Annotated in this window: 14 protein-coding genes; 7 read left to right on the top strand and 7 right to left on the bottom strand. The window is 67.9% G+C overall.

Annotated elements, in window-relative coordinates:
• The first annotated feature begins 26 nt into the window (after positions 1-26).
• Both ACWEOI_RS16045 and tuf read left to right on the top strand, forming a co-directional pair.
• Complete coding sequence (locus ACWEOI_RS16045) at positions 27-1,571, top strand: MFS transporter (RefSeq protein WP_452360051.1); 1,545 nt, start codon at positions 27-29, stop codon at positions 1,569-1,571.
• A gap of 218 nt (positions 1,572-1,789) precedes the next feature.
• On the top strand, positions 1,790-2,965 hold the full coding sequence (gene tuf / locus ACWEOI_RS16040) for an elongation factor Tu (RefSeq protein WP_357084438.1): 1,176 nt from the start codon (positions 1,790-1,792) through the stop codon (positions 2,963-2,965).
• A gap of 50 nt (positions 2,966-3,015) precedes the next feature.
• On the opposite strand, the gene ACWEOI_RS16035 is transcribed toward tuf, so the two are convergent.
• A complete protein-coding gene (locus ACWEOI_RS16035) occupies positions 3,016-3,414 on the bottom strand; it encodes a hypothetical protein (protein WP_452360050.1) in 399 nt (132 codons plus the stop codon).
• A 109-nt stretch (positions 3,415-3,523) separates the two neighbouring features.
• Here ACWEOI_RS16035 and ACWEOI_RS16030 point away from each other — a divergent pair, with 109 nt between their 5' ends.
• Complete coding sequence (locus ACWEOI_RS16030; protein WP_452360049.1) at positions 3,524-4,681, top strand: acyl-CoA dehydrogenase family protein; 1,158 nt, start codon at positions 3,524-3,526, stop codon at positions 4,679-4,681.
• Between the two features lie 81 nt (positions 4,682-4,762).
• On the top strand, positions 4,763-6,235 hold the full coding sequence (locus ACWEOI_RS16025; RefSeq protein WP_452360048.1) for a DUF222 domain-containing protein: 1,473 nt from the start codon (positions 4,763-4,765) through the stop codon (positions 6,233-6,235).
• 189 nt (positions 6,236-6,424) lie between these two features.
• Here the strand turns inward: ACWEOI_RS16025 and ACWEOI_RS16020 are convergent, their stop codons facing one another.
• Both ACWEOI_RS16020 and ACWEOI_RS16015 read right to left on the bottom strand, forming a co-directional pair.
• Positions 6,425-7,240, bottom strand: a complete 816-nt coding sequence (locus ACWEOI_RS16020; protein WP_452360047.1) for an SDR family oxidoreductase — start codon at positions 7,238-7,240, stop codon at positions 6,425-6,427.
• A 10-nt stretch (positions 7,241-7,250) separates the two neighbouring features.
• Positions 7,251-7,388 (bottom strand): hypothetical protein, encoded by a 138-nt coding sequence (locus ACWEOI_RS16015; protein WP_379280525.1) that lies wholly within the window; start codon positions 7,386-7,388, stop codon positions 7,251-7,253.
• 132 nt (positions 7,389-7,520) lie between these two features.
• Between ACWEOI_RS16015 and ACWEOI_RS16010 the strand changes: the two genes are divergently transcribed.
• Entirely contained in the window at positions 7,521-8,645 is a 1,125-nt protein-coding gene (locus ACWEOI_RS16010; RefSeq protein ID WP_452360160.1) for an AraC family transcriptional regulator, read from the top strand.
• A 4-nt stretch (positions 8,646-8,649) separates the two neighbouring features.
• Here ACWEOI_RS16010 and ACWEOI_RS16005 read toward each other — a convergent pair whose 3' ends face one another.
• The 3 genes from ACWEOI_RS16005 to ACWEOI_RS15995 all read right to left on the bottom strand — a co-directional run bounded on the left by ACWEOI_RS16005 (position 8,650) and on the right by ACWEOI_RS15995 (position 13,335).
• Complete coding sequence (locus tag ACWEOI_RS16005) at positions 8,650-10,380, bottom strand: N-acyl-D-amino-acid deacylase family protein (RefSeq protein WP_452360046.1); 1,731 nt, start codon at positions 10,378-10,380, stop codon at positions 8,650-8,652.
• A gap of 82 nt (positions 10,381-10,462) precedes the next feature.
• Entirely contained in the window at positions 10,463-11,386 is a 924-nt protein-coding gene (locus ACWEOI_RS16000) for an endonuclease/exonuclease/phosphatase family protein (protein ID WP_452360045.1), read from the bottom strand.
• Entirely contained in the window at positions 11,383-13,335 is a 1,953-nt protein-coding gene (locus tag ACWEOI_RS15995) for a glycoside hydrolase (RefSeq protein WP_452360044.1), read from the bottom strand. Before ACWEOI_RS15995 ends, ACWEOI_RS16000 begins: the two co-directional genes overlap by 4 nt.
• 75 nt (positions 13,336-13,410) lie before the next feature.
• Between ACWEOI_RS15995 and ACWEOI_RS15990 the strand changes: the two genes are divergently transcribed.
• Both ACWEOI_RS15990 and ACWEOI_RS15985 read left to right on the top strand, forming a co-directional pair.
• Positions 13,411-14,073: a response regulator transcription factor gene (locus ACWEOI_RS15990; protein WP_452360043.1), complete on the top strand. Its 663-nt coding sequence runs from the start codon at positions 13,411-13,413 to the stop codon at positions 14,071-14,073.
• Positions 14,074-14,144: 71 nt separating this feature from the next.
• Positions 14,145-15,464, top strand: a complete 1,320-nt coding sequence (locus ACWEOI_RS15985; protein ID WP_452360042.1) for a sensor histidine kinase — start codon at positions 14,145-14,147, stop codon at positions 15,462-15,464.
• Here the strand turns inward: ACWEOI_RS15985 and ACWEOI_RS15980 are convergent.
• Complete coding sequence (locus ACWEOI_RS15980; protein ID WP_452360041.1) at positions 15,461-16,873, bottom strand: DUF1254 domain-containing protein; 1,413 nt, start codon at positions 16,871-16,873, stop codon at positions 15,461-15,463. The two genes, ACWEOI_RS15985 and ACWEOI_RS15980, sit on opposite strands and share 4 nt — an antisense overlap.
• Positions 16,874-16,897 lie beyond the last annotated feature (24 nt).

The following is a 16,897-nucleotide window of genomic DNA, read 5'->3' as shown; positions in this document are numbered from 1 at the left end:
CTATCGGTGCCCCGTAATCTGGGGAGGTGGCAATCGGTGACACGTCGCGCGGTGCGGCGCGGCCCGGAATCGCGTTGGCCACGGTCACCGCGGTCCTGTTCGTGACCTTCCTCGACACGACCGTCGTCAGCGTGGCGCTGGCCGACATCCGCTCGGATCTGAGCACCGATGTCCAGCTGCTGCAATGGGTCGTCAACGCCTACACGCTGGTGTTCGCGAGCCTGATGCTCGCCGCCGGATCACTCGGCGACCGGTGGGGCCGCAAACGGGTGATGGTGATCGGCCTGGTGATCTTCGGTGCGGGATCGGTGATTTCGGCGCTCGCCACGAGCGTGCCGGTGCTGATTCTCGGGCGGGCGGTCATGGGCGTGGGGGCGGCCGCGTCCGAGCCGGGCACGTTGTCGGTGCTGCGGCAGGTGTTCCCCGACGCCCGAATCCGCGCGAAGGCGCTGGGAGTGTGGGCGGCGGTGTCCGGGCTGGCGCTGGCCGCGGGGCCGGTGCTCGGCGGGGCGCTCGTCGGGGCGTGGGGGTGGCGGTCGATCTTCTGGTTCAACCTGATCATCGGGGTCGTGGTGCTGGCGGCCGCGCTGCGGTACGTGCCCGAGAGCGCGGATCCGCAACCGGGGCAGATGGATTGGCTCGGATCGCTGCTCGGCGCGATCTTCCTGAGCGCGGTGATCTTCGCGGCGATCACGGGGGAGAGCCAAGGGTATGACGCGCCGTCGGTCATCGCGCTGTTCGTGGTGGGGGCGGTCGCGTTCGTGGCGTTCCTGATCGTCGAGACACGAGTCCGCAACCCGGTCTTCGATTTCCGGTATCTGCGGCTGCCGCCGGTGCGTAGTGCGCTGGTGGTCGCGTTCGCGGTGTACTTCGGGGTCTTCTCGATCTTCTTCTTCACCGCGCTCTATCTGCAGGTGATGATCCACTATTCGGCCGGGCGCACGGCGGCGGTGTTCGCGCCGATGGCGGTCGCCATCGTGGCGGGGTCGCTGGCGGCGGGGTTCTGGGTGGCGCGCAGCGGGGCGCGGATGCCGATGATCGTGGGGTGCGTGCTGGGGGCGGGCGGGATTCTGCTGACCCGGCATTCGCTGGACGGCACGGTCGAATTCACGCCGCTCGCGATCACGCTGGCGGTGGCCGGGCTCGGGTTCGGGATCGCGGTGGTGCCGTTGACCTCGGCTGTGTTGACCGGGGTTCCCGCCGAGCATTCGGGGATGGCTGCTGCGGCCACCAACACCATGCGGCAGGTAGGCGCGGCCGTGGGGGTCGCGGTACTCGGGTCACTGGTCAACGGGTTCCTCACCGCCGACCTCCGCGCTCGTATGACCGAGCTGGGGCTGCCGGACAACCTGCAGCCGATCGCCATCGACGCGGTGGAACGTGGGCGCATCCCCGCAGGCGTCGACCTGGCCACAGCGCTGAAATACGCCCCGCACGTGAACGAGGTTCTGCAGACGGCGACGGTCGCCTTCCATCACGGACTGGATGTGGCACTGCTGGTTTCGGCCGTGATGATCCTGGTCGCGGCGGTCTTCGTAGCCGTCAGCCGCTTCGGTCCGGTACGAAAATAACTGGCGCGAGACAGCTTCCGCCGGGCAGCATGTCTCGCATGTTCCCGCAGTCCATCGCCGCATACCCCGCAGTCGCGGGTGCGATGGCTGCTGCCCTGGTGGCATCCGCATTCGACGGCGCACGACGCTGACCTTCTCCGGGACGTCCCGGGACCTCAGACGGGGAAGGTCGGCTCGCTGCTGAGGTCCCCTCGAACATCCCGGATGGAGAATTCATCATGGCCAAGCAGGCCTATGTCCGCACCAAGCCGCACCTGAACATCGGCACCATGGGTCACGTCGACCACGGCAAGACCACGCTGACCGCCGCCATCACCAAGGTGCTGGCGGAGCGCGGCGGCACCGCCTTCGTGCCCTTCGACCGCATCGACCGGGCGCCGGAAGAGATCGAGCGCGGCATCACCATCAATATCGCCCACGTCGAATACGAGACGGCGACACGGCATTACGCGCACGTGGACATGCCGGGGCACGCCGACTTCGTGAAGAACATGATCACCGGCGCGGCCCAGCTCGACGGGGCCATCCTGGTGGTGTCGGCGGACGACGGCGTGATGCCGCAGACCGCCGAGCATGTGCTGCTGGCGCGGCAGGTGGGCGTCGAGCACATCGTCGTCGCGCTCAACAAGTCCGACGTCGCCGACGGCGAGCTGCTGGAGCTGATCGAGCTGGAGGTGCGAGAGCTGTTGTCCGCCAACGGCTACGACGGCGACGGCGTACCCGTGGTGCCGGTATCCGGGCTGCGGGCGCTGGAGGGCGACCCGCACTGGTCCGACCAGCTGGTGCGGCTGCTCGACGCCGTCGACGAGTACGTGCCCATGCCGGAGCGCTACCTCGACGCGCCGTTCCTCATGCCCGTGGAGAACGTCCTCACCATCACCGGCCGCGGCACCGTGGTGACGGGGGCGGTGGAGCGCGGCGTGGTCCGGATGGGCGACAAGGTCGCGGTGCTGGGCTACGGCGGCGCGATCGAGGCCGTGGTCACCGGCGTCGAAACCTTCGGCCGCACCATGGAATCGGCCGAGGCCGGCGACAATGTGGCGCTGCTGCTGCGCGGTGTACAGCGTGGTCAGGTGGCGCGCGGCCAGGTGGTCGCGGCGGTGGGCAGCATCGCCGTGCACACCGGGTTCACCGCGCGCGTCCGGCTGCTGACCGCCGCGCAGGGCGGCCGGCGCACGCCCATCGCCAGCGGCTACCGCCCGCAGTTCTTCGTCCGCACGGGCGACGTCTCCGGGCAGGTGACGCTGCCGGAGGGGCGCGCCATGCCGGGCGACACCGTCGAGTTGGCGGTGACCCTGGACCGCGCGGTCCCGCTGGAACCGGGGCTGGGATTCGCTGTGCGCGAGGGCAACCTGACGGTCGCCGCGGGCACGGTGCTCACGGTCGACGGGTAGGCGGCGCGTGAGAGTGGTCGAGGGCGGATCGAATCCGTCCTCGACCACGATCACCCGATGTGGATGTGCGCCTCGTTCCACTGGGAGCAGTCCGAGGACCCGTACCAGTGGGTTGTGCAGCCCTGAACCTTCACCGTGTACGTGGTGTTGCTGTGGGCGTTGTTGATCGTGGTGGAACCGTAGCGGCCGCTGCCGCGCTCGTACTGCGACTCCGCGCGGCCCGGGCGACCCCAGCGGAAGTTGTAGACGTCGTAGCTGTGATCGCCCTTCCAGGCGACGTGGATCACCCCGTCGCGAGCCCACAGCTCGGTGATGCACGGCCGGTCGTACGGGCAGCCGATGACATCGCCCTCGAACGTGCCGGGACCGGCCGAAGCCGTCGCCGGCAGCATGGTCATACCCAGCGCCGCGATCGGGACCGCGGCCGCCATCAGGAACTTCTGCTTCATACCGCGAGGGTCCGCGCACCCGCCAACCCGCGACCAACGAACCACTAACGGCCGAGGAATGGCCGGGATTCTCTGGTCCGGCGCCGCGATCGTCCACAACCATGGGTCCATGGAACGAGGGCACTACGGTGACGATCATCTGGCATTCGCCGAGCTGGCGAGGGGATTCGTGCGCAAGGAAGTCGCGCCGCACTACCTGGGATGGGAAGAGGCCGGGATCGTGCCGCGGTCGGTGTTCGCGCGGGCCGGAGACCTGGGTCTGATCGGGTTCGCGGTGCCGCAGAGCTACGGCGGGCTGGGCGTCGCGGACTTCCGGTTCAACCAGATCCTCATCGAGGAATTCATGGAGGCCGACTGCGCGGGAGTCGGCCTGAACTTCGCGCTGCACAACGACATCTGCACGCCGTACCTGGTGGATCTGACGACCGAGGAACAGCGGGAGCGGTGGCTGCCGGGGTTCGTGGCGGGAACCCGGATCGCGGCCATCGGCATGACCGAACCGGGCGCGGGATCGGATGTCGCCGGAATCCGCACGGCGGCAGTCGATATGGGCGATCACTTCGTGGTGAACGGTGCGAAGACGTTCATCACCAACGGCATCAACGCGGATCTGGTGATCACGGCGGTCCGGACCTCCGCCGAACGCCACGCGGGGGTGACCGTGATGGTGCTCGAGCGCGGCATGGAGGGCTTCGAGCGTGGCCGCAACCTCGACAAGCTCGGTTTGCACTCGCAGGACACGGCCGAGCTCAGCTTCACCGATGTCCGGGTGCCCAAGGAGAACGTGCTCGGGGAGGTGGGGCGCGGATTCACTTACCTGATGCGGAACCTCCCGCAGGAACGGATGCAGATCGCCGTCGCCTGTCTGGCGCGAGCCCGGGTCGCTTTGCGGAGGACTATCGAATATGTCGGGGAGCGTGAGGCTTTCGGGCAGCAGATCGGGGCGTTCCAGAACACCAAGTTCACGCTCGCCGACGTGGCTACCGAGGTTTCGGTGGCGGAAGCGTTCATCGACAAGTGCGTGCTGGAGTTGAATGCGGGGCGGTTGACGCCTGCTGATGCCGCCAAGGCCAAACTGTGGGCCTCGGAGATGGAATTCCGGTGCATCGACCGGTGCCAGCAGCTGTTCGGAGGCTATGGGTACATGCGCGAGTACCCGATCGCGCGGATGGCTGCGGATGCGCGGATCACTCGGGTGTACGGCGGGACTTCCGAAATCATGCGGGAGATTATCGGACGGGATTTGCGGCTTACCGAACGGTCGTAATATTTCGTTGGAGATCTGAAAAGACTTGCTACACATGGTAATTCGATGACGGGTGAAGGGTGCAATTGATAGAATAGAGGCATGAAATTGGGCGGGCCGAATCTCAGCGAGGACATCACGGTGGGCGATGCCACCGGTGTGGTGTTCGATGCTGTGGACGTCCTGCTCAATGACTCCCTGGATCCGATCTCGGATGAGGATCTCGTGGAATTGATGCGGGATTGGGAGACCACACGCCGTCGGATGGCCGCGTTCGAGCACAAGCTGGTTCGGGAGATCGAGACTCGGAACCTGCCCGAGAAGGCGGGGGTGAAAAGGGTTTCGAAGTACCTCGAACAGACTCTGCGCCTCGGCCACGCCGAAGCGTGCGCGCGGGTGCGTGCCGCGGAACAGCTCGGGATGCGGCAGACCGGCGGCGAGGTGTTGGAGCCCCGGCTGCCGTGGACTGCCGCCTATCAGCAGATGGGCATGGTGTCGGTGGATTCCGCGCGGCGGATCGTGCAGATCATGGACCGCATTCCCGCCGAAATCGACGTCGAGGACCGGGATCTCGCCGAATTCGAGTTGGCGAGCTTCGCCGCGCAGTCCACGCCGGATGACCTGCCCAAGATCGGTGACCGGATCCTCGGGTACCTCGACCCGGATGGCCGGTTCACCCGGGAGGTGGATCGGCAGCGGCGTCGTGGGCTGACGCTCGGCAAGCAGGGTGTGGACGGGATGTCGGTGATCAGCGCGCAAGTGACGCCCGCGCTGCGTGCTGTGCTGGACCCGATCTTCGCCAGCCTGGCCCGGCCGGGCATGTGCAATGGTGATGATGCTGAAAGCCCTTGGACCACAGAAGGGCTCGACGACGAAGCCCTTGCTGGGTTGGAGCGTGCCGCACGGCGAGATCCTCGTACGGCCGCTCAGCGCAACCACGATGCGCTGCTGGCGTTCCTGCGCCCCGAAATGGGTCCGGAGAACACCGGTCAGCACCGGGGCCTGCCCGTCTCCACGATCATCACCATGTCGCTCGCGGAGGTCGAGGCCGCCGCGGGTGTTGCCACCACCGCCTCGGGCGGGACTGTTCCGCTGGAAGAGGCTTTGCAGCTCGCCCAGAAGTCCAAGCCGTTCCTGGCGATCTTCGATCACGCCGGACGCCCCCTGCACCTGGGCCGCGCCAAGCGCCTCGCCAACGCCGCCCAGCGCATGGCCCTGATCGCCACCGAACGCGGTTGCACCCGCCCGGGCTGCAGTGCCCCCGCCACCTTGACCCAGGTTCACCACGTCACCGAATGGAACAAGGGCGGCAAGACCGACATCGAAAACCTGACCCTGGCCTGCGATGCCTGCCACGCCCTGATCCACGACGGACCGGGCGGATGGAAAACCGTTGCCATGCCCAAGGATTCAGAACACGCGGGCCGCACCGGCTGGATACCGCCAGCTCACATCGATCCCAGCCGAACCCCGCAGGTCAACGACCGCCACCACGCGGGCGAGCTGATGGCCGCCTCCCTCGCGCGCCTCCGCGACCGCACCCGCCCACCGGTCAAATGGTGGTCACGCCGCTGATGCCAGTCCGAGCCTCACCAAAGGTGGGGCCCTTCGGGCTGCGTCCACCAACCCATCCCTTCGTTTTCCCCGGGATGACGCGCGGCTGAGCCGTGAGTGGGGCTGGTAGGTGAGGGGGCCTCGCAAGCTCGGCCACCCTCTTCCTTCTCCAGGCGTCTTTTGTCTTTGGTCTCTTTTGTCTTTGGTCTCTTACCGTTTGAGCCCTTGAGCCGCTGCAATCACACGCTCCATAACGCCCCGCGGAAGCACCCGACGAATCGCGAACATCAATGGCGCATTGCTTCCCACCGCGTACAGCGGCTTCGGCCGATCGGAGTTCACCGCCGCCACAATGGTTTCCGCCACCTGGGCAGGCGCAATGCCTTTGCTCATCTGAGCATCGAGGCGAGCCATGAATTTCGTGAAGTCCGCGGCATGCGGCGACCCATCGGCGATGTACTTGGCCCGACGCTCACTCAGCCCGGTATCGATCTGACCGGGTTCGACGGTAGTGATCCAAACACCGAACGGAGACTCCTCGAACCGCGCGGCGGTCGCGAACCCACGCACGGCCGCTTTGGTCGCCACGTAGGACGAGCGGTACGGCATCGGAAAGCTCCCGAGCATGGAGCCGACCATGACGATCCGCCCATATCCACGCTCACGCATGCCGGGCAACACCGCCTGGGTCAACGCCACAGGCCCGAAAACATTGAGCTGGAACAGTCTTTCGATCGCTTCACGGGGCAGGTCGGACAGCGGCCCGGCCTGACTCTCCCCGGCATTGTTGATCAGCACATCGATCGCCCCGAGCTCGGCCGCGAACCGCTCGATCGACTCCAGGTCGGTGATATCGAGCGCGCGGTACTCGACGCCCGGCGCCCGGTCGGCCTCGGCGAGGTTGTCGGGATTGCGGCTGGTGCCGATTACCTTGTGTCCGCGGGCCGCGAAGGCCGCGGCGGTGGCCTTGCCGATGCCGGAGGACGCGCCGGTGACGACCACGGTGCGGGTCGATGAGCTGCTCATACCGTGCACGTTATCGGGTGCGTCGGCAGCGTGCTTGGCGGCGTTCGGAGGCGCATTCGTCGGTAACCGAGCGAATGCCGAGCCAGATGCCGACGCCGAAGGCGGGGGCCGCGAGCATGGGTAGTAGCAGGATCGCGGTGGAACTCATGGTGGGCAGACCTCGATTGCTGGTCGTCGTCCGAACCGGTTGTGGGTGAATCGCACCGGCGCATCGGCTGTTACGTGACGAATCGTGTTCCGCGCGTCGCGCGCATCACCGCTGTGCGATCAAAAATGTCGGATGCGCCACACCGGGCGGTCTCTCGTTGATATGTTGCGCCAACCCGATGGGGAACAGACATTTGGGTCGGGAGTAGTCGAAGAGGACAAAGCGCACATGCTCGACTGGGATCTAGCCAGGCACACGGCCGGCGTGCACATTTTGACCCGGCTCGCCAATGAGAGAGGGATGCCGGCGGGGGAGTGCCTCGCCGGAGCGGGACTGGCGCCTGAATCGGTGGTCGAACAGACCACGGAAGTGACGGCGCGGCAAGAACTTGCGGTGGTGCGGAATCTCCTCGCCCGGTTCGGCCGGGAATCGGGACTGGGCGTGGAGGCGGGGACGCGATATCACGTGTCGCTGTCGGGGCCCTGGGGTCTGGCCCTGCTGGCCAGCCGGACCATGCGGGACGCGATCGTGGTGGCGCCGGGATACGTCGAGCTGGCCTTCGCGTTCGGGCAGGTGACCTTCGAGGAAGTGGATGGTGAAGGGCGGCTGCGGTTCGACGACCGGGACGTTCCCGAGGACGTGCGCGGCTTCCTGGCCGAACGGGTCCTGGCCGGAATCCAGATGCTCGGCCGTGAGCTGTACTCGGTGAACGTACCGGTACGCCGCGTCAGTTTCCGGCACGCCGCACCGCCCGATACCAGCCGCTACCGGTCGGTTTTCGGCGTCGAGCCGCTGTTCGGAACCAGCGTCGACGAACTCGCCTTCGACTCGTCGTTCCTGGACGTCGTCCTGCCGCAACCGACCGAACAGGCCCGCAGCACCTGCGAGCAGATGTGCCAGGAACTGCTGGCGCGCCGCTACGTCCGGTCCGGTTTCGCGGCCGTCGTACGCGGCGTCCTCATCCGCGATCCGGGCGTGATCCCGGATCAGTCGGCCGTCGCGGCTGGGCTGTTCGTCAGCCCGCGCACCCTGTCGCGTCGGCTCAACGAGGAGGGCACCTCGTTCCGCGCCCTGCTCGACGAGGTGCGCCAAGCCCTCTCGGAGGAACTGCTGGACCGCACCGACATGACCACCGAACAGGTGGCGGCCCGCCTGGGCTACGCCGAGGCGGCGTCCTTCATCCGCGCCTTCCGGCGCTGGCAGGGCTGCCCACCGCAGGAGTACCGCGCGCGAGGGCGCACCCCGGAACTCGTCTAAGGCCTCACCCCTGCGCGGGCAGGAAGCTGCCCGCGTGCAGGGTGGTGCCGAATCCCGGTGCGAATTCACCGTATTCGTAGACGACGCGGCCGCCGACCACGGTGGCCGCGACCGCCCGGTCATTGCGATTGACCATGCGCTGCAACCCCGTGACCCCGGGGAACGGCGCCTCGGCGTACGCGCTGGACGTGCCGTCGAACCCCGCCGGATCGACGACCGCGATATCGGCGCGCCCGCCGACCCGCAGGCGCCCGGCGTCCAGGCTGTACCAATCGGCGAGCTCGCCGGTGAGCCGGTGGATCGCGGTCTCGATCGGCAGGAACCCGCGCTGCTGCGCCCGCTCCAGCATCCGCACCCCGAAGTTGTAGAACGCCATATTCCGCAGGTGCGCACCGGAATCGGCGAACCCGACCTGCATCATGGGCGAGCGCTGCAACCGGTCGAGCACCTCCTCGCGGTCATTGGCGATGACGGTGCGCCACCGCAAGGCCGGGCCGTGCTCGACCGTCAGATCCAGCATGGCGTCGGCCGGATCGATGCCGCGTTCGTCGGCGACCGCGCCGAACGACTTCCCGACCACGTCCGCGTCGGGGCAGGCGACGATCACGGCGTCATAGAGGTCGCGGTTCCAGACCCGCGGCCCGTACTTCTTGGCCAGGTCCTTGCGGAACCGTCGGCGGTAGTCCTCGTCGGCCAGGAGTTCGCCGCGCTTCATGGCGTCCCGGATATTGAGCGCGGCGCTGCCGGAGCCGAACTCCTCGAACACCACCAGATCCACCCCGTCGGCGTACACCTCGAACGGCACCGGCAGATGCTGCCACCGGAACCGCGCTCCGCCAACGGTATTCGCGATCCACGCCGACGCCATGGCGGCCCGCGCGGTGGTGCGGTCGGCCTTCACGTCCATGCCCGCGATGAGCGTCGTCTTGAGCGGCGCGCGGAACCGGCCCGCGCTCTGCGCGAAGTAGTTCACCAGTTCGGCGCGGCTGGTCAGGTTCGGGGTGCTCTGATGCACCCGGCCGCGCCGCCGCAGCACGGCGTTCAACGCCCGGTACTCCCGCCACGTCGCGTACGTGGACGGCAGCTGCCGGGTCGGGAACCGTACGCCCTCCAGCTTCGAGAACGAGCTGCGGATCGTGGACAGCCCCAGGAATCCGGCATCCAGCGCCGCCTCCAGCATGGCGCACATGCGGTGCAGCTCAGCGGGCGTCGGGCGGACTTGCGCGTCCACGGACCGGCCCAGGCCCATGACCGCCACGCGCATATCCGAATGTCCCAGGAAGGCGGCGACATTCGCGCCGAGCGGCCGGTCGGCGAGCGACTTCCGGTACGACTGCGGATCGTCCCAGTCCTTGTGCTCCTTGACCGCCGAGTGCACCGCGTCCCACGGCAGCGCCTCGACGCGCGCGAACAGGTCGGCGCAGTCCTCGGCCTCGGAGTACACCGTCGACAGCGAGCAGTTGCCGAACACCACCGTGGTGACACCGTGCCGCACCGATTCACCCAGGCCGGGACTGCCCAGCACCTCGGCGTCGTAGTGGGTGTGGACGTCCAGCATGCCGGGCATCACCCATTTGCCGGTGGCGTCGACCGTCCGCTCCCCGTCGGGCAGTCCGCCGCCGCCCTCGATGACGGTCACCTTGCCGTCGGTCACCCCGACATCGGCCCGCACCCCGGGCCCGCCCGTCCCGTCGTACACCGTGCCCCCGCGAATCACCAGATCGAACCGTGTCATCGCAGTTCACCCCCGTGGATCGGTCCCGCCCCGTGGCGGGTGGCTTGTACACGTTATAAGTGCAGTATCCGCCTGTGGCAGGTCACCGTGGCGAGAACGCGACGGTGGCCGTGGGCGCGCGGTGGTCGGGGCCGGGGAGACGGAGTACGGACGCGGACGCCGGGGTGAGGCCGCGGACCAGGAGGTGGTCCAGGCGGGCCAGAGGTCGTGACGTGGGCCAGGTGAAGCCGGGACCCGCGCCTGGCAGTGACTGTGCGTCGATGAAGCCGGGGGCGAAGGAGCGCCAGTTGCGATCGGTCGACGCGGTATTGAAGTCGCCCGCCACCAGAATCCGCGCGGCCGGGTCGGCCACCAGCCGGCGGGAGAGTCCGGCCAGCCCGGCGTCGCGGGTCCGTGTGTCACCAGGGCGGAGCGACGGGAGATGGACGACATAGACCACCAGCTCGCCGTACGGGGTGTCGACCGTGGTGCGCAGGCCACGCTGCCAGCCGATCCCGACATCGGCGACCGTGGTCCCCGACGTCGGGTAGCGGCTCCACAGGGCGACCGTGCCACGCTCCTCGCTGTACGGGTAGGACAGGTCGAGGATCCGATGCACGGCGGCACGGTCCGCGCCCGCGAGCTCCTGCACCGCCACCAGGTCCGCACCGGTCGCGGCCAGCGCGCGGGCTGTGGTCAGCGGGGTGGTGTTCCCGGCGTACAGGTTCTGCGAGACGACGCCGAGGGTGTCCGCCGTCGGTGTGGCAGCCGAGGCCGTCGGGGCCCACCAGGAGCCGAAGGTATAGGCCCACACCAGGATCGGGGCGATCGTCGCGGCGGCTCCCGCCGGGCAGCGGCAGATCAGCGCGAGGGCGGCCAGGACCGGTGCGAGCAGGATCAGCCAAGGTGCCGCAGTGTCGAGCAGGACACCCGACCCCATGATGTCGGGCACCCGGTCGTGCGCTTTCACCAGCAGGGTGAGAAGCGCTGCGGCGGTGACGAAAACAGTGGTGCGGATAGGTTTCATCGGCCGGGGCACAATCTGCGCGGGCTGATGTCACCCTTCAGCTGAGCGTCGACGCAGCCGCCCGGCAAGCCGTCGACCTCCCTCGTGCCGAAATTGGCGGTGACGGTGAGTTCGTCCTTGCCGAAGACCGTGCGCTGCACGAGATGGTCATCGGTCACCCAGCGGAAGTCGGTCATCGGCAGCGTCGCGGCACGGTCGTGCAAGGGCGCGAAGAACTGCTGCAGCCGTGCGATCTCGGGGCCGTGCTCGGTGAGCGTGGCGCGGTCCAGCACGAAGTTGAGCGGCGTGTTGTCGAGGATCGCGGTCAGCGCGCGCATCGTCTGCTGTTGCGGCAGTTTGTAATACGACAGCTCCCATCGGTCCACATTGACCAGCGAGTCGTGCAGGACCGTCTCGTAGAGCGGCACCCGGTAGACCGGATCGAACATGGCGATCGCCAGGTCGGCGGGCAGGTCGACCGGTTGGAAGAACATCTTCGGCGCGTTGTCCGGGTACCAGGCACCCCAGGTCTGTTTGTCGCGCTGCGCGCGCCACAGGTTGTCCGACACCGGGGTCTGGGCGCCGTGGTCGAAGGCGAGCACCGGCGCGGACCAGGCGGCGGCCGACTCCGAGCCGAGCACGGTCTTGCGGTTTTCGGCCAGCCAGCGCATCCGCGCGAGGCGATACTCCCGGTCTTGGCTCTGGGTCATGGGGTGCGCAGGGGAGTGGTCGTCGAAGAACTCGCCGGCGGCGTCGACGTCGAGGAAGTACGTGTCGGCCCCATTCGCGGTCATCGCCGCGTACCGGCTCTCGTACAGGTGCGGATTCTCCGCCAGCACTCGCGAACTCAGATAGCAGCCGCGACCGCCGAATCCGGTCTCCGGCGTGCCCTGTTCGTCCCGGACGCAGCCGTCGGGCCACAGGGTGCCCGGCCAGCGTGAGGACGGGTTGTCCGCGGTGGCGGGGTCCTGCGCATTGGCCCACGAATCGTAAGGGCCCGCAAGGTATCCGGCGTCCCTGGCCGCGGTGATGGCCGTCGAGGACATGGGGTCGTCGCCGGCGTCGTAGCCGAGCCACATGCGCGACAGGCCGAGGTTCTTCATCTGCTGTACCGCCTCGGGCGTGCGGCCGTCACCCCACAGGTAGGCGTGGAAAGCGCCCTCGAGCTTGGCGACCTCGGGATTGATGGCGATCTTGTCACGCAGGGAACGGAATTCGCCGTGCCGCAGGAGCCAGCCGCGATAGTCGCGGGCCGCGGCGACCGGGGACGCGTCGGTGAGCGCGAAATCCACCGTGTAGTCGCGGGTACCCGCGTGATCGGCGAAATCGTGGGCGCCGCGAGCGATCAATCGTCCCTGGTCGGAGGCGACTGTGAGCGTGCTGCCGATGTCGGTGGGCACGATGTAGCCGACGCCGCGGTCGCCGACGCTGTAGCCCCAGAACGGCATGGTCAATCCGGAAGTCAGCGGCAGTGATTCACCGATCAGGCCGGTGTCGGGGCCGTTCCAGAAGGTGTCGCGCACCGGCAGTGACAGGCCCTCACCGCGCGGGATCTGCACCGCGGCCGCCGCCGAATCCGTACCCGTGATCGGCCACCGCAGCGAGCCGTCCCGGTCGCTGTGCACGGTGACCCGCAGCCGTCCGTCCTCGGCCGTCGCCGACACCGCGAGCGCGCGATCCGGATAGGTCCAGGTCGCCGTCGATCCGTCGACCTCGACCGGACCGGTGGTCCCGAGCGTGTCCTCCGCAGGCGCGGACAGCGTGTACGTCGTGCCGTCGGCCCGTGCGGTGACGGTCAGATTCGTGGTGTCCACCTCGGCCGATCCGCCGTCGATCGAGATAACCACACTATTGCCCTTCACCTGCGGTGCGGGGATTGTGGCGGCCTTCCCGCAGGCGGTGAGCCCGGTGGCAGCGACCCCGAGCACAGCCAGCGCGGCGGGCGCACGAGGGGGAATCCGAAATCTCATGGTCCCCACGCTCACGGACAGGGATGAGAGTCCGATGAGAAAGCCCTGGTGGCGGTCGTCCGTATGATCCGTGGGATGCGGGTACTGGTGGTCGAAGACGAAGCCGCGGTCCGGGACGCGCTGGTCCGCGCCCTCGCCACCGAGGGCTACGACAGTCGCGGCGCCGCCGACGGCGCGACCGCGCTCACCGAGGTTGCCCGCTGGCAACCGGCCGTCGTCGTCCTGGATGTGCTCATGCCGTTCATGGACGGGCTCACCACCTGCCGCACCCTGCGCGGACGCGGCGACCGCACCCCCATCCTCATGCTCACCGCCCGCGACGCGGTCGCCGACCGGATCGAGGGCCTCGACGCGGGCGCGGACGACTACCTGGTCAAACCCTTCGACCTGGACGAACTGCTCGCGCGGGTGCGGGCTCTGGTGCGGCGCACCTACCCCGACGACGGTGCGGTGCTCTCGACAGCAGACCTGGTACTGGACACCACCGCACAGCGAGTTCGGCGCGGAGACCGCGAAATCGAGCTCAGCAGAACCGAATTCGCGTTGCTGGAGGTCTTGCTGCGCAATGCCGGGCAGGCGCTGCCCCGTGAGACGCTCATCGATCGCGTGTGGGGGCGGCAGTCGTCGAACTCGCTCGAGGTCTACATCCGATACCTGCGACGCAAGATCGAGGCGGACGGGGAGCCCGCGCTGATCCACACCGTGCGCGGCGTGGGATACCGGCTGGGCCCGTCGTGACCCGGCCCGGGCACGGAGTGTGGGCACGACTCGGGTTGCGCGGGCGGATCGCCGTATTCTTCGTGCTGGCAATGGGTTTGGCCCTGGCGGGGATGGCCGCGGCCGCCTATGTAGTGGCAGGCCACGAGCTGAACAGCACCCTCGATGTAGGCCTGCGCCGCCAAGCCACCCGCATCGTGCGGCAGTTTCCGGTGGAGCCGACCGTCGCGGCGGTGTCCGGCCCCTGCGAGTATCTGGCGGCTCCGAGCTGCGTGCAGGTGGTCGGAGCGGACGGGCAGATCCGATCCGAGCATCTGCCGGGCAGCTCTCTCCCCGTGGACGACGAAGTTCGCGCTGTCGCAGCGGGTTCCGAGGGCGCGTTCTTCCGGGACCTCACCCTCGACGGCTATCCCATGCGGATGTACACCACCCAGCTCGAACCCGGCGCCGCCGTGCAGGTGGCGCAACGCTCCGATTTCGTCGACAACGGCCGCCGGCGCGTCGGCCTCGCCCTACTCGCCGCGGCGGCCGCCGGGCTGCTGCTGGCCGGCGCGATCGGCACCGTGCTGGCCCGGCGCGCCCTCGCACCGGTGGCCGCGCTGACCGAGGCGGCGGAAGAGGTGGCCAGAACCCGGGATCCGAGTCACCACATCGCCGTCACCGGCTCCGATGAGTTGTCCCGGCTGGCCGTCAGCGTCAACACCATGCTCGACGAACTCGACGGCGCGCTCACCGCCGAACGTCACTCCCGCACCGCGCAACAGCGACTCGTCGCGGACGCCTCGCACGAATTGCGGACCCCGCTCACGGCCTTGCGCACCAATATCGACCTACTGGGCCGCGCCGACCGCCTGACCCCCGAGCAACTGGACGAGACCGTGTCCGCGCTGAGCGTGCAGTCCACCGAATTGTCGGGACTGGTCACCGATCTCATCGATCTGGCGCGGGCCGACGACCCCGACGCCGTTCCCGAATCACTGGAAGACCTGCGCCTCGATTTGCTGACCGCAGACTGTGTGGCAACGGCTCGAAAGCATTGGCCCGGAATAATATTCGCTGATGATCTGCGTCCCGTGACCGTGCAGGGTGCCCCGGCGCGACTGGTCCGGGCGGTCACCAATCTCCTCGACAATGCCGCCAAGTTCAGCCCGCCCGGTGGCACCGTCAGCGTGACTGTCGCCGCGAACCGAATCTCGGTGCGGGACAACGGTCCCGGCATCCAGCCCGATGATCTGCCGCACGTCTTCGACCGCTTCTACCGGTCCTCCGCGGCACGTTCCACTCCCGGCCACGGCCTCGGGCTGGCGATCGTGGCACAGGTGGCGGCGCTGCACGGCGCGAGGCCCGAGATCGAGTCCTCGCCCGGCAGCACCGTTGTCACTCTGTCGTTCCCGTCGGACGACCAGGCCTAGGCCTTGGTCACCTTCGGCGGGGTCCAGCTGCCATCCGAGATGGCCTGCTCGGGCCAGTAGGTCCGCAGGATCATCTCGAAATCACCGGGGGGAGTGGGGAGCCAGTTGGCCTCCTTGTCCGCGCCGGGCGACGTCTGCTGGAGGTAGAGCGTGATCCCGCCGTCCGGGTTGCGCACCAGGTTCGGCAGCATCGGCGAATTGATCAGGTAGCGATTGATCGGATTCTCCACCAGCAGGATCTCCGGCAGCTTGTACATGGTCACCGACCAGAACGCCTTCACCGGCGGGAGCTTCCCGTCGGGGAAGGTGAGGGTGTAGTTGTCGGCGCCGTTCAGCTTCGCGCCCGTGGTGTCGTTGGTGAGCGGGAAGTACATGGCCTCCGCGCCCGGCAGACCCAGGATGCCCATGACCGCACCGGCGAAGCGGTACAGGTAGTTCCCCTTCAGCTGCTCGGCGGACCCGAACAGCTGACCGGAGTTCACCTTGCCCGTCTCCAGCTCGTTCTTCTGGAAGTTGTGCAGGTCCGACCAGGCGTCGGCCATACCGTCCTGGAACGCCTTGCGGTCATCGGCGCTCAGCTTCGCGGGATCGAAATCGCCGTCCGGGCCGATGCCGATCTTCGCGAACCGCTCGCGCATCTCCTTCTCGTTCGGCTGGACCGGCGCGTACTTCAGGGTGAAGTTGAGGACTTTGAAGAAGTCGAGCGAGGTCTGCTCCTCCTCCGGAGTCAGCGGCTTGATGAAGTCGACCGTCGGCGCGGCGGCCGGCACCGCCTTGTTCTCGAACGACGACAGCGGCTTGACCTGGTACTCGGACTGGATCTTCTTGACGTTGTCCAGATCGGCCGGATCGAACAACTGGGTCCGGTACAGCACCATCGAGAAGTCGGTCGCCGAGGTGATGACCTTGTCCACCCCGGCGGGCTTGTCGCCCTTCCAGCCGGGACCGGCGAGCAGGTAAGTGCCGCCGCCGTTCCCGGTGGTCCGGCTCCCGAGCAGGTCATAGACGTAGGTGTAGTTGTCGATGAACTGGACCGAGTAGTAGCGCTTCTCCTCGATCGGGGGCACGGTCAGCACCAGCGGCTCGGTTCGCAGGTCAGCGACCAGGAACGAGTACGGCGTGTCCGAATTGGGCGTTTGGACCGCCGTGTCCGCCGGGGTGAAAACCCGGGCGATGCTGTGCAGCTGGTTCCAGTCGCCCATGTACTGGCTGCTGTTCTTGTCCACCACATACGAATTCTCGATGCGGTACATGTCGACCATCGGAAAGCCGTAGGTATAGGCCTCCTTGGCTATCGCGCGCACCTCGTCCGAACCGGTAGCGTTATCGTCAGACTTGGTTCCGCAACCGGCGGCCACCGCGGTGACCGCCGCGACGAGACAAACGGCTGAGACCTTCCAGAACCTCATTCGCTCTCCCACATGTCATGACTC

The organism is Nocardia sp. NPDC004340, assembly GCF_053602575.1.
Note: the sequence above shows the minus strand (reverse complement) of the source record. Positions and strands in the feature narration are given on the sequence as shown.

What these genes read in the sequence shown, in the direction of transcription:
- tuf (WP_357084438.1), top strand. Translation starts at nt 1,790, where the DNA reads ATGGCCAAGCAGGCCTATGTCCGCACCAAGCCGCACCTGAACATCGGC.
- ACWEOI_RS16035 (WP_452360050.1), bottom strand. Translation starts at nt 3,414, where the DNA reads ATGAAGCAGAAGTTCCTGATGGCGGCCGCGGTCCCGATCGCGGCGCTG.
- ACWEOI_RS16030 (WP_452360049.1), top strand. Translation starts at nt 3,524, where the DNA reads ATGGAACGAGGGCACTACGGTGACGATCATCTGGCATTCGCCGAGCTG.
- ACWEOI_RS16025 (WP_452360048.1), top strand. Translation starts at nt 4,763, where the DNA reads ATGAAATTGGGCGGGCCGAATCTCAGCGAGGACATCACGGTGGGCGAT.
- ACWEOI_RS16020 (WP_452360047.1), bottom strand. Translation starts at nt 7,240, where the DNA reads ATGAGCAGCTCATCGACCCGCACCGTGGTCGTCACCGGCGCGTCCTCC.
- ACWEOI_RS16015 (WP_379280525.1), bottom strand. Translation starts at nt 7,388, where the DNA reads ATGAGTTCCACCGCGATCCTGCTACTACCCATGCTCGCGGCCCCCGCC.
- ACWEOI_RS16010 (WP_452360160.1), top strand. Translation starts at nt 7,521, where the DNA reads ATGCGCCACACCGGGCGGTCTCTCGTTGATATGTTGCGCCAACCCGAT.
- ACWEOI_RS16005 (WP_452360046.1), bottom strand. Translation starts at nt 10,380, where the DNA reads ATGACACGGTTCGATCTGGTGATTCGCGGGGGCACGGTGTACGACGGG.
- ACWEOI_RS16000 (WP_452360045.1), bottom strand. Translation starts at nt 11,386, where the DNA reads ATGAAACCTATCCGCACCACTGTTTTCGTCACCGCCGCAGCGCTTCTC.
- ACWEOI_RS15995 (WP_452360044.1), bottom strand. Translation starts at nt 13,335, where the DNA reads ATGAGATTTCGGATTCCCCCTCGTGCGCCCGCCGCGCTGGCTGTGCTC.
- ACWEOI_RS15990 (WP_452360043.1), top strand. Translation starts at nt 13,411, where the DNA reads ATGCGGGTACTGGTGGTCGAAGACGAAGCCGCGGTCCGGGACGCGCTG.
- ACWEOI_RS15985 (WP_452360042.1), top strand. Translation starts at nt 14,145, where the DNA reads ATGGGTTTGGCCCTGGCGGGGATGGCCGCGGCCGCCTATGTAGTGGCA.
- ACWEOI_RS15980 (WP_452360041.1), bottom strand. Translation starts at nt 16,873, where the DNA reads ATGAGGTTCTGGAAGGTCTCAGCCGTTTGTCTCGTCGCGGCGGTCACC.